Raw genomic sequence first — 12,043 nt, forward strand, 5'->3', positions numbered from 1 at the left:
CGAAGTCAGTAACATATACGTACGGCAAGGCAACGTTGACGCGGTTTGAAGAGATTTTCGAAGAGTTTCAAACATATGCAATGATTCCTGAAAGAGTACAGTTAGGAGAGGGTTATGCCGATTCGAATTGATAAAAAATTACCAGCTGTTGAGATTTTACGGACAGAGAATATCTTTGTCATGGATGATCAACGTGCAGCCCACCAAGATATCCGTCCCTTGAAGATTTTAATTTTAAATCTCATGCCACAGAAAATGGTCACAGAGACCCAGTTGTTACGCCATTTGGCCAATACACCTCTACAACTGGATATTGATTTTCTCTATATGGAGAGCCATCGTTCTAAGACAACTCGTTCAGAGCACATGGAGACCTTTTATAAAACTTTTCCTGAAGTTAAGGACGAGTATTTTGATGGGATGATTATCACGGGTGCTCCAGTTGAGCATTTACCATTTGAGGAAGTGGACTATTGGGAGGAATTTAGCCAGGTGCTTGAGTGGTCCAAGACCCATGTCTATTCGACCCTTTATATCTGTTGGGGGGCTCAGGCTGGTCTTTATCTGCGTTATGGAGTGGAAAAATACCAGATGGACAGTAAGTTATCGGGTATTTATCCTCAGGACACTTTAAAAGAAGGGCACCTTCTTTTAAGAGGCTTTGACGATAGCTATGTTTCCCCTCATTCTCGGCACACGGAGATTTCTAAGGAAGAGGTCTTAAACAAAACCAATCTCGAGATTTTATCAGAGGGTTCTCAGGTTGGGGTTTCGATTTTGGCTAGTCGTGATTTGCGTGAAATTTATAGTTTTGGGCATTTGGAATATGACCGTGATACCTTGGCAAAAGAGTATTTCCGAGATTGTGATGCAGGTTTAGATCCTCATATTCCAGAAAATTACTTTAAGGATGATGATGTCAATCAGACGCCTTGTCTTTGTTGGTTTTCATCGGCAGCCCTCTTTTTCAGTAACTGGGTAAATTATGCAGTCTATCAGGAAACCCCTTTTGACTGGAGAAAAATAGAAGATGATGCATCTGCATTTGGGTATTTATAAGAGGAATTATGACATATTTAGACGCTTTTAAATCAGGGAACTTGGTTTTACCGAGTGCCCTGCTCTTGCATTTTAAGGAACTCTTTCCTTCTAGCGACGATTTTCTGGTTTGGCAATTTTTCTATTTGCAAAATACGACAGGCTTAGAAGAAATGTCGCCAAGCCAGATTGCTGAAAGGATTGGCAAGGAAATTTCGGATGTCAACCAGTCCATTTCCAATCTGACGGAGAGGGGACTTCTCCAGTATCGTACTATCGAATTAAATGGCGAAATCGAATTGCTTTTTGATGCTAGTTTGGCTTTGGAACGTTTGGATGACTTGCTTGGAGCTATTGCTTCGAGTTCAGACCAGTTGATACCTCAAAATCATCTTAAGGATTTGGTGGAAACCTTCCAGCAGGAGTTGGGACGCTTGTTGACGCCTTTTGAGATTGAGGATTTGATGAAGACACTAAAGGAAGATGGAACCAGTGCTGACTTGATTAAGGAAGCTCTTCGTGAAGCTGTTTTGAATGGAAAACCAAACTGGAAGTACATCCAGGCGATTTTGAGAAACTGGCGACATGAAGGTATCAAAAGTGTGGCTCAAATCGAGGCTAAGCGGGCAGAAAGAGAAGCAAGCAATCCTCAGTTGACACAGGTATCGGCAGATTTCAGAAATGCTATGGATCTCTGGAAGGATTAATCCATGTCAGCAGGCTTGAAATCCGAGTAAGATTTGCAAGCTGTGTCTAATTGTGATAAAATAAATAGAAAATAAATTGAAAAAAGAGGTATGTGAAATGTCACGTAAACCATTTATCGCTGGTAACTGGAAAATGAACAAAAATCCAGAAGAAGCTAAAGCATTCGTTGAAGCAGTTGCGTCAAAACTTCCTTCATCAGATCTTGTTGAAGCAGGTATCGCTGCTCCAGCTCTTGATTTGACAACAGTTCTTGCTGCGGCAAAAGGTTCAAACCTTAAAGTTGCTGCTCAAAACTGCTACTTTGAAAATGCAGGTGCCTTCACTGGTGAAACAAGCCCACAAGTTTTGAAAGAAATCGGTACTGACTACGTTGTTATCGGTCACTCAGAACGCCGTGACTACTTCCATGAAACTGACGAAGATATCAACAAAAAAGCAAAAGCAATCTTTGCAAACGGTATGCTTCCAATCATCTGTTGTGGTGAGTCACTTGAAACTTACGAAGCTGGTAAAGCTGCTGAATTTGTAGGTGCTCAAGTATCTGCTGCATTGGCTGGATTGACTGCTGAACAAGTTGCTGCATCAGTTATCGCTTACGAACCAATCTGGGCTATCGGTACTGGTAAATCAGCTTCACAAGACGACGCACAAAAAATGTGTAAAGTTGTTCGTGACGTTGTAGCTGCTGACTTTGGTCAAGAAGTTGCAGACAAAGTTCGTGTTCAATACGGTGGTTCTGTTAAACCTGAGAACGTTGCTTCATACATGGCTTGTCCAGACGTTGACGGTGCCCTTGTAGGTGGTGCGTCACTTGAAGCTGAAAGCTTCTTGGCTTTGCTTGACTTTGTAAAATAATCAGTAAGTAGCAAAAGCTAGGTGGAACAGCATTCAGATGTCTGTTCCATTTTTTATAGGAGAGGAAAGATTGAAAACAAAATTTGTATGTATAGGGCTAGCAAGCCTTTGCTTACTTGGCGTAAGAGTTTCAGGAATTGCGGCAGATGAAACAAGTGGAAGCACAGTTTCAGAAAAATCTAGTCTATCAACAGGAACTTCATCAACTAGTAGCAATGAACAGAGAAACAGTGTCTCTGCCCACTGGGATGGAGATTATTATGTAAAGGCTGATGGTTCTAAAGCTCAAAGTGAATGGATTTTTGATAATAACTACAAAGCTTGGTTTTATCTCAAATCAGACGGTCGTTATGCTCAAAATGAGTGGCAGGGCAATTACTACCTGAAATCAGGTGGCTATATGGCTCAAAACGAGTGGCTTTATGATAATAATTACAAGAGTTGGTTTTATCTCAAGTCAGATGGGGCTTATGCTCATCAGCTATCGTAGTTTATTACAGACGCGTTTAAAACACCCAGATATTTTAAAACATGTAAACTGGGTAGCGGCCTATAACAATGCTTTAGAATGGGAAAACCCTCATTATTCAGGAGAAAAAGGTTGGCAATATACCTCTTCTGAATACATGAAAGGAATCCAAGGGCGCGTAGATGTCAGCGTTTGGTATTAAGCTCTGATTAGAAAGAGGGATGTGATAGTAGCACCCTCTTTTTCTTTGTTTTATGATAGTTTATCCTCGAGTAAATTCAAGAACTTGCTCGGAAATGAATCTTATACTCAATGAAAATCCATCAGCAAACTAGGAAACTANNTGAGGTTGTAGATAAGACTGATGAAGTCAGTAACTATATCTACGGCAAGGAGACGTTGACGTGGTTTGAAGAGATTTTCGAAGAGTATTATATAGTAGATTGAATATAGACCAGAACATTGCGGTTGCTAAAACATTTTTAGAAATTCATTTGTCTTTCCTAATCGACTTGGTTCCATCTTATTTCAATCTATTATAGTCTTGGGGAATTTCTTCAAACCACATCAGCGTGGTCAGTTCTACCTGCGACCTCAAAACTTATGCTTTGGCCAAACTGGGTTTAGTTTCCTAGTTTGCTGATGGATTTCCATTGACTATAAGCATCCAGACCTCTTTTTCGTCTTCTAAAGAATTCTTAAATTATCAGTCTATTGCAACTTTTCTCATGTGAGTCATTTGTCTTGCTATTGGTTTTCATTAGTAGTATACTAAGGTAGTAATCATTAAGAAGTGGTTACATAAAAATAATGAATGAGGTAAAATAAAATGGTAGAATTGAAAAAAGAAGCAGCAAAAGATGTCGCAACATTAACAAAAGCAGCGCCAGTAGCATTGGCAAAAACAAAGGAAGTTTTGAATCAAGCTGTTGCTGATTTGTACGTAGCCCACGTTGCTTTGCACCAAGTACACTGGTATATGCGTGGATGCGGTTTTATGGTATGGCATCCAAAAATGGATGAGTACATGGATGCTCTTGATGGTCATTTAGATGAAATCAGCGAACGATTGATTACACTCGGTGGAAGCCCATTCTCTACATTGACAGAGTTCCTTCAAAACAGTGAAATCGAAGAAGAAGCTGGTGAATACCGTAATGTTGAAGAAAGCTTGGAACGTGTTCTAGATATTTATCGCTACCTCATCACTCTTTTCCAAAAAGCGTTGGATGTGACTGACGAAGAAGGCGATGATGTTACAAACGATATTTTTGTTGGTGCTAAGGCTGAACTTGAGAAAACAGTTTGGATGCTTGCCGCAGAACTTGGACAAGCACCTGGTTTGTAAGAAACAAGGCAACATAGATAAATCTGTAGGAAATTTCTTACAGATTTTTTTCTATTTTGTAAGCTATTCCAAACCAGTCTTTTTTTTAGTTTTTTGATAAAATAGTACTATCAGTGAAAAGGATGGAAGCATGACTAAGAAAATCGTAGCTATTTGGGCCCAGGATGAAGAGGGTGTGATTGGTAAGGACAATCGTCTGCCTTGGCATTTGCCAGCAGAATTGCAACACTTCAAAGAAACAACTCTGAATCATGCTATCTTGATGGGGCGCGTGACCTTTGATGGGATGGGGCGTCGCTTGCTTCCAAAACGGGAGACCTTGATTTTGACGCGTAATTCTGAAGAAAAGATAGACGGGGTTGCTACTTTTCACGATGTCCAGTCTGTCTTGGACTGGTATCAGGTTCAAGAAAAGAATCTCTACATTCTCGGTGGGAAGCAGATTTTTCAGGCTTTTGAGTCCTATTTGGATGAAGTGATTGTCACTCACATTCATGCTCGGGTGGAGGGGGATACCTATTTTCCTGAGGAGTTTGACTTATCTCTTTTTGAGACAGTTTCAAGCAAATTTTACGCCAAAGATGAGAAAAATCCTTATGATTTTACCATCCAATACCGCAAGAGAAAGGAAGTCTAATGGAACGGAGTTTATTTGGTTTATTCACGGCTTTTCTGTGTTTCATCTGCCTTCTGGCAGGAGCACAGGCTTTTCGTAAAAAGCGTTACGGGCTTTCTATCCTGCTCTGGTTAAATGCCTTTACCAATCTGGTCAATAGTATTCATGCTTTTTACATGACCTTGTTTTAGATAGAATGACAGTATAGAATGGAAGGAAATCATGTCTACAAATAGAAAAAATGATATGATGGTTTATTGCTCATTTTGTGGCAAAAACCAAGAAGAAGTACAAAAAATAATCGCTGGCAACAATGCTTTTATTTGTAATGAATGCGTGGAGTTGGCTCAGGAAATCATTCGAGAAGAATTGGTTGAGGAAGTCTTGGCAGACTTGTCTGAGGTGCCAAAACCAATTGAACTCCTCCATATCTTGAACCACTATGTTATCGGTCAAGATCGTGCCAAGCGTGCCTTGGCAGTGGCGGTTTATAACCACTACAAACGTATCAATTTCCACGATACGCGTGAAGAGTCAGAAGATGTGGATTTGCAGAAATCAAACATTTTGATGATTGGCCCAACTGGTTCAGGGAAAACTTTCCTTGCCCAGACCTTGGCTAAGAGCTTGAACGTGCCTTTTGCGATTGCGGATGCGACAGCTCTTACTGAGGCTGGTTATGTAGGTGAGGACGTGGAAAATATCCTCCTTAAACTCTTGCAGGCTGCTGACTTTAATATCGAGCGTGCAGAACGTGGGATTATCTACGTGGATGAAATTGACAAGATTGCCAAGAAGAGCGAGAACGTATCGATCACACGTGACGTTTCTGGTGAAGGGGTACAACAAGCTCTTCTCAAGATTATTGAGGGAACTGTTGCTAGCGTACCGCCTCAAGGTGGACGCAAGCATCCACAACAAGAGATGATTCAAGTGGATACTAAAAATATCCTCTTCATCGTGGGTGGTGCCTTTGATGGCATTGAAGAAATCGTTAAACAACGTCTTGGAGAAAAAGTCATCGGATTTGGTCAAAACAACAAGGCGATTGACGAAAACAGCTCTTACATGCAAGAAATCATCGCAGAAGATATTCAAAAATTCGGTATTATTCCAGAGTTGATTGGACGTTTGCCTGTTTTTGCAGCTCTTGAGCAATTGACTGTTGATGACCTGGTTCGCATCTTGAAAGAGCCAAGAAATGCCTTGGTCAAACAATACCAAACCTTGCTATCTTATGATGATGTCGAGTTGGAATTTGATGACGAAGCCCTTCAAGAGATTGCTAATAAAGCCATCGAACGCAAGACAGGGGCGCGAGGACTTCGCTCCATTATCGAAGAAACCATGCTGGACGTTATGTTTGAAGTACCTAGTCAGGAAAATGTGAAATTGGTCCGTATCACAAAAGAAGCTGTCGATGGAACGGATAAACCAATCCTAGAAACAGCCTAGAGGTGACTATGGAAATCAATACACACAATGCTGAAATCTTGCTCAGTGCGGCGAATAAATCCCACTATCCGCAGGATGAACTGCCAGAGATCGCTCTTGCAGGGCGTTCAAATGTTGGCAAGTCTAGTTTTATCAACACCATGCTGAACCGTAAGAATTTGGCTCGTACGTCAGGGAAACCTGGGAAAACTCAGTTGCTCAACTTCTTTAACATTGACGACAAGATGCGCTTTGTGGATGTGCCTGGCTATGGCTATGCCCGCGTTTCCAAAAAGGAACGTGAAAAGTGGGGGCGCATGATTGAAGAGTATCTAACGACTCGGGAAAATCTCCGTGCGGTTGTCAGTCTAGTTGACCTCCGTCATGACCCGTCAGCAGATGATGTGCAGATGTACGAATTTCTCAAGTATTATGAGATTCCGGTCATCATCGTTGCGACTAAGGCGGACAAGGTTCCTCGTGGTAAATGGAACAAGCACGAATCAGCAATCAAAAAGAAATTAAACTTTGACCCAAGTGACGACTTTATCCTCTTTTCATCTGTCAGCAAGGCAGGAATGGATGAGGCTTGGGATGCAATCTTAGAAAAATTGTGAGGAAAAGAAAATGGCAAAAACAATACATACAGACAAGGCTCCAAAGGCTATCGGACCCTATGTTCAAGGAAAAATCGTTGGCAACCTTTTGTTTGCTAGTGGTCAAGTTCCTCTCTCTCCTGAAACTGGAGAAATCGTTGGAGAAACGATTCAAGAACAGACAGAACAAGTCTTGAAAAACATCGGTGCTATTTTGGCAGAAGCAGGAACTGACTTTGACCATGTTGTCAAAACAACTTGCTTTTTGAGCGATATGAACGACTTTGTTCCTTTTAACGAGGTTTACCAAACGGCCTTTAAAGAGGAATTCCCAGCTCGTTCAGCAGTAGAGGTAGCTCGTCTTCCTCGTGATGTAAAAGTCGAAATCGAAGTCATCGCAGAGATTGGATAAGCTAGTTGAAGTTTGGTGTTGCCAAACTTCTTTTGATATAAGGAGAAAAAGATGACAAAGAAACAACTTCACTTGGTGATTGTGACAGGAATGAGTGGTGCAGGCAAAACTGTAGCCATTCAGTCCTTTGAGGATTTGGGTTATTTTACTATTGATAATATGCCGCCAGCTCTCTTGCCTAAGTTTTTGCAGTTGGTGGAAACAAAGGAAGACGATCCTAAGTTGGCCTTGGTAGTGGATATGCGTAGCCGTTCTTTCTTCTCGGAGATTCAAACTGTTTTGGATGAGTTGGAAAACAAGGAAGAACTGGACTTTAAAATTCTCTTTTTGGATGCAGCTGATAAGGAATTGGTCGCGCGTTACAAGGAAACCAGACGGAGTCACCCACTAGCTGCAGATGGTCGGATTTTGGATGGAATCAAGCTGGAACGTGAGCTCTTGGCGCCTTTGAAAAATATGAGCCAAAATGTGGTGGATACAACTGAACTCACTCCTCGTGAGCTACGTAAAACCATTGCAGAGCAGTTTTCAGATCAAGAACAAGCCCAGTCTTTCCGTATCGAAGTCATGTCTTTCGGCTTTAAATATGGAATCCCAATTGATGCAGACTTGGTTTTTGATGTGCGCTTTTTGCCAAATCCCTACTACCTTCCAGAGCTGAGAAACCAAACGGGTGTGGATGAACCTGTTTATGACTATGTCATGAATCATCCTGAGTCAGAAGATTTTTATCAGCATTTATTGGCCTTGATTGAGCCGATTTTGCCAAGTTACCAAAAGGAAGGGAAGTCTGTTTTGACCATTGCCATGGGTTGTACAGGTGGACAACACCGTAGTGTGGCCTTTGCTAAACGCTTGGCGCAGGACTTATCCAAGAATTGGCCTGTTAATGAAGGGCATCGCGACAAAGACCGGAGAAAGGAAACGGTAAACCGTTCATGAGAAAACCAAAGATAACGGTGATTGGTGGAGGTACTGGGATCCCCGTCATTCTTAAAAGTCTGCGTGAAAAAGATGTGGAAATCGCTGCTATCGTAACGGTGGCGGATGATGGTGGTTCATCAGGTGAACTCCGAAAAAATATGCAGCAATTGACACCGCCAGGTGATCTTCGTAATGTCCTTGTGGCCATGTCGGATATGCCTAAGTTTTATGAGAAAGTCTTTCAGTATCGCTTTTCCGAGGATGCCGGAGCCTTTGCTGGCCATCCATTGGGCAATCTCATTATTGCAGGTCTGTCAGAAATGCAGGGTTCGACCTATAATGCCATGCAGTTATTGAGCAAGTTTTTCCATACAACTGGGAAGATTTATCCTTCCAGCGACCATCCTTTGACCTTGCATGCAGTCTTTCAAGATGGGACAGAAGTGGCTGGAGAGAGTCATATCGCAGACCATCCAGGCATGATTGACCATGTCTATGTAACCAATACCTTCAACGATGATACACCTCTGGCCAGCCGTCGAGTAGTCCAGACCATTCTTGAAAGTGACATGATTGTCCTCGGACCTGGTTCTCTCTTTACCTCTATTTTGCCCAATATCGTGATTAAGGAAATCGGGCAGGCGCTTTTGGAAACCAAGGCAGAAATCGCCTATGTCTGCAATATTATGACCCAACGTGGGGAGACAGAACACTTTACAGATAGTGATCACGTGGAAGTCTTGCATCGTCACCTTAGCCGACCTTTTATCGATACGGTCTTGGTGAATATCGAAAAAGTGCCTCAAGAATACATGAATTCCAATCGCTTTGATGAATACTTGGTCCAGGTGGAACATGATTTTGCTGGTCTTTGTAAGCAAGTTCCGCGCGTGATTTCATCCAACTTCCTTCGTCTGGAAAATGGCGGTGCCTTCCACGATGGAGATTTGATTGTGGATGAGTTGATGCGGATTATACAGGTGAGAAAATGAGTTTCACAGTAGCAGTAAAAGAAGAAATCCTAGGTCAACACCATCTGAGCCGGTATGAATTATCTGCCATTATCAAAATGTCTGGTAGCATCGGTCTCTCGACTTCGGGCTTGACTTTGTCAGTTGTGACAGAAAATGCCAAACTGGCCCGTCACCTCTATGAGTCCTTTCTCCATTTCTATGAAATCAAATCGGAAATTCGTCACCACCAACGGAGCAATCTTCGCAAGAATCGGGTCTATACCGTTTTTACAGATGAAAAGGTGCAGGATTTGTTAAGTGATTTGCACTTGGCAGACTCTTTCTTTGACCTGGAAACAGGTATTGATGAGGCGATTTTATCGGATGAGGAAGCAGGTCGTGCTTATCTTTGTGGTGCTTTCTTGGCAAATGGAAGTATTCGTGACCCTGAATCAGGTAAGTACCAGTTGGAAATCAGTTCTGTTTATCTGGACCACGCGCAAGGAATTGCCTCCCTTCTCCAACAGTTTTTACTGGATGCCAAGGTGCTTGAGCGCAAGAAGGGGGCTGTGACCTATCTCCAGCGAGCAGAAGACATTATGGACTTCTTGATAGTAATCGGAGCCATGCAGGCACGGGATGATTTTGAGCGGGTTAAGATTTTGCGAGAAACCCGTAACGACCTCAATCGGGCTAATAATGCCGAGACAGCTAATATCGCTCGGACAGTTTCTGCCAGCATGAAGACCATTAACAATATCAGTAAAATAAAAGATATCATGGGCTTAGAAAATTTGCCAGTAGATTTGCAGGAAGTGGCGCAACTGAGGATTCAGCACCCAGACTACTCTATCCAACAGTTGGCAGATAGTCTCAGCACCCCTCTGACCAAAAGTGGTGTCAATCACAGACTCAGAAAAATCAATAAGATAGCCGATGAATTATAACGATATAAAGCAACCCCTTGAATTATCAATATCTTCAAGGGGTTTTGTTGTGTTGTGAAATCAAAAAGGGGCAACCAAGGGGCAGAATTAAAAAATAGTATCTAATTTATTGACCAGTTTATCCTCCATATCCTCAGTAGTATGAGAATAGATTTCCAAAGTCATCTTTGCATTTGAGTGTCCAACTCGATCCATTATTGATTTTATTGGAAGGCCAGACTCTGCTAAAAACGAAATATGAGAATGCCTAAAAATATGGCTAGATAAGTTTTTTTCTATTTTAGCCTGTTTTCCATATTTTTTTAATATCTGTATGAAGCAAGCTATTGTTGTAGGTTGATTCCATTTTTCAAAACAGAAAATATAATCATCGCTTGACAATGGCTGGAAACGTTCGCTAAGTCGTACTATTTGTCTTTGGATAGCTTCTATGACACTCTCTGATACTTTGATTGTCCGTATTGAATTTGTAGTCTTTGGTAGCGTCTTGATTTTGTTTACTGAATCAAAATTACCTGTGATCTCAATTTTGTTGTTTTCAAAGTCTATATTCTTCAGTTGTAAGGCAGTTAATTCACCATATCTCATACCAGTTAATGCCAGCACAAGAACCATATCAGCGTACTTTTGGTGATATTCTCGACGATTAAGGACATCGATAAGCGCTTTTATTTCTTGCATGGTGAGAAAGTTGTTACGCTTTTTTTCCAGTTCTTCTAAAGTCTTTGGTTTTTGAGGAATCGTAGTATAATCGACCTCGTTGTTTTCAATGTAAGAGTATTGAACAGCGTAATTAAAGATACCTCTGAGCCTATGCCGTACTTTTTTAGCTGTAATATATCCGTTGCTTTCAATAATTTTTTCAATAGCCTCTTGAAGAAAACGCCTGTCAAGATTAGCAAGTATGGTATCGGATGGTATGATTTCCTTCATCTTCTTATCAACTGATTTACAATTATGTTTTGTTGATTCCTTTACTGTTTGCGCCCATGATTTATAGAAAAGGTTATAGATTTCTTCAAATGTAATGCTTTCTACTTGTTTTGTGCTGAGTTTTTTATTTATCTTTTCCTGCAGTAAGATAGCAGCTTGATTTCTTGCCTGGGGAGTTTTCTTCTCCATCGTGACTGAAACTTTTTTTAATTTCTCAGTATATGGATCTTTATATCGCTCAAAAAATTTGTATTTTCCGTTGGGAAGTTCTTCCATCCACATTGTATTTACCTCACTTTTTTGATAAAATGGGTATAGTAAAGAGGGCTTTTAATGCCTTTTACTATACTGGATATCCTCACACTCAGAGTCGCCAAACTTTGCGAGTGTGGGGATTTTTTTGAGTTGTTTCCAAAATGGAAACAGTTGGCAGCTCGTCAGATAATAAAATAAGGTGTACCTCTTAGAAGTACACCAGACGATTTTATCCTTGACGAACAAGGCTTTTTTACATTCTTAGTGTATTTCTTTTTTTAATTTCTGTCAAACGTCAACTTATTTTAACGACTTATGTTTACTAGAATATGAAAAGAAAAGTAGTCGTATCAAATACGGCTACCATCACGTTATGGATCTAAAATCCAAACCTAAACTTTATGGAGCTAAACTCCTGATAGCTGTATTGTAATATAATTTTCAAAAAATATCAATTTTGCACAATAGACCTATGGGATGAGGTTGCTATTGGCGAATATGGGGGTGTTTTTGTTTATTTCAAGTATTTATAACTCAAAAAGGGAAGTAACAATT

Annotated in this window: 13 protein-coding genes and 1 pseudogene; 13 read left to right on the top strand and 1 reads right to left on the bottom strand. The window is 40.9% G+C overall.

Annotated features, from left to right (window positions below; translation table 11 throughout):
- Nucleotides 1-114: 114 nt before the first annotated feature.
- From metA to whiA, 13 genes and pseudogenes are all read left to right on the top strand, one after another.
- Complete coding sequence (gene metA, locus HT678_RS10075) at nucleotides 115-1,059, top strand: homoserine O-succinyltransferase (RefSeq protein ID WP_166727960.1); 945 nt, start codon at nucleotides 115-117, stop codon at nucleotides 1,057-1,059.
- An 8-nt stretch (nucleotides 1,060-1,067) separates the two neighbouring features.
- Nucleotides 1,068-1,745, top strand: coding sequence for a DnaD domain-containing protein (locus HT678_RS10080; protein WP_000221595.1), 678 nt, complete (start codon nucleotides 1,068-1,070; stop codon nucleotides 1,743-1,745).
- Nucleotides 1,746-1,842: 97 nt separating this feature from the next.
- A complete protein-coding gene (tpiA, locus tag HT678_RS10085; RefSeq protein ID WP_000087893.1) occupies nucleotides 1,843-2,601 on the top strand; it encodes a triose-phosphate isomerase in 759 nt (252 codons plus the stop codon).
- A gap of 37 nt (nucleotides 2,602-2,638) precedes the next feature.
- Nucleotides 2,639-3,272, top strand: a pseudogene (locus tag HT678_RS10090) (hypothetical protein).
- 627 nt (nucleotides 3,273-3,899) lie between these two features.
- A complete protein-coding gene (locus HT678_RS10095) occupies nucleotides 3,900-4,418 on the top strand; it encodes a Dps family protein (RefSeq protein WP_172924955.1) in 519 nt (172 codons plus the stop codon).
- Nucleotides 4,419-4,548: 130 nt separating this feature from the next.
- Nucleotides 4,549-5,055: a dihydrofolate reductase gene (locus tag HT678_RS10100; protein ID WP_050282958.1), complete on the top strand. Its 507-nt coding sequence runs from the start codon at nucleotides 4,549-4,551 to the stop codon at nucleotides 5,053-5,055.
- The gene (locus tag HT678_RS10105; RefSeq protein ID WP_000442276.1) at nucleotides 5,055-5,225 is read left to right on the top strand and encodes a hypothetical protein; all 171 of its coding nucleotides are present in this window, start codon (nucleotides 5,055-5,057) and stop codon (nucleotides 5,223-5,225) included. The genes HT678_RS10100 and HT678_RS10105 overlap by 1 nt, the downstream gene beginning before the upstream one ends.
- Before the next feature lie 31 nt (nucleotides 5,226-5,256).
- Nucleotides 5,257-6,489 (top strand): ATP-dependent Clp protease ATP-binding subunit ClpX, encoded by a 1,233-nt coding sequence (gene clpX / locus HT678_RS10110; RefSeq protein WP_000106341.1) that lies wholly within the window; start codon nucleotides 5,257-5,259, stop codon nucleotides 6,487-6,489.
- 8 nt (nucleotides 6,490-6,497) lie between these two features.
- Nucleotides 6,498-7,085: a ribosome biogenesis GTP-binding protein YihA/YsxC gene (gene yihA / locus HT678_RS10115; protein ID WP_172924957.1), complete on the top strand. Its 588-nt coding sequence runs from the start codon at nucleotides 6,498-6,500 to the stop codon at nucleotides 7,083-7,085.
- Nucleotides 7,086-7,095: 10 nt separating this feature from the next.
- Nucleotides 7,096-7,476 (top strand): RidA family protein, encoded by a 381-nt coding sequence (locus HT678_RS10120; RefSeq protein ID WP_001140420.1) that lies wholly within the window; start codon nucleotides 7,096-7,098, stop codon nucleotides 7,474-7,476.
- Between the two features lie 51 nt (nucleotides 7,477-7,527).
- The gene (rapZ, locus tag HT678_RS10125) at nucleotides 7,528-8,418 is read left to right on the top strand and encodes an RNase adapter RapZ (RefSeq protein ID WP_023937468.1); all 891 of its coding nucleotides are present in this window, start codon (nucleotides 7,528-7,530) and stop codon (nucleotides 8,416-8,418) included.
- Nucleotides 8,415-9,392: a YvcK family protein gene (locus HT678_RS10130; protein WP_001231073.1), complete on the top strand. Its 978-nt coding sequence runs from the start codon at nucleotides 8,415-8,417 to the stop codon at nucleotides 9,390-9,392. Before rapZ ends, HT678_RS10130 begins: the two co-directional genes overlap by 4 nt.
- Complete coding sequence (gene whiA, locus HT678_RS10135; protein ID WP_100104578.1) at nucleotides 9,389-10,300, top strand: DNA-binding protein WhiA; 912 nt, start codon at nucleotides 9,389-9,391, stop codon at nucleotides 10,298-10,300. Before HT678_RS10130 ends, whiA begins: the two co-directional genes overlap by 4 nt.
- 87 nt (nucleotides 10,301-10,387) lie before the next feature.
- Here the strand turns inward: whiA and HT678_RS10140 are convergent, their stop codons facing one another.
- The gene (locus HT678_RS10140; protein ID WP_000266843.1) at nucleotides 10,388-11,515 is read right to left on the bottom strand and encodes a site-specific integrase; all 1,128 of its coding nucleotides are present in this window, start codon (nucleotides 11,513-11,515) and stop codon (nucleotides 10,388-10,390) included.
- Nucleotides 11,516-12,043 lie beyond the last annotated feature (528 nt).

The sequence above is a fragment of the Streptococcus sp. 3167 genome, assembly GCF_013277175.1.
Lineage (GTDB): Bacteria > Bacillota > Bacilli > Lactobacillales > Streptococcaceae > Streptococcus > Streptococcus pseudopneumoniae.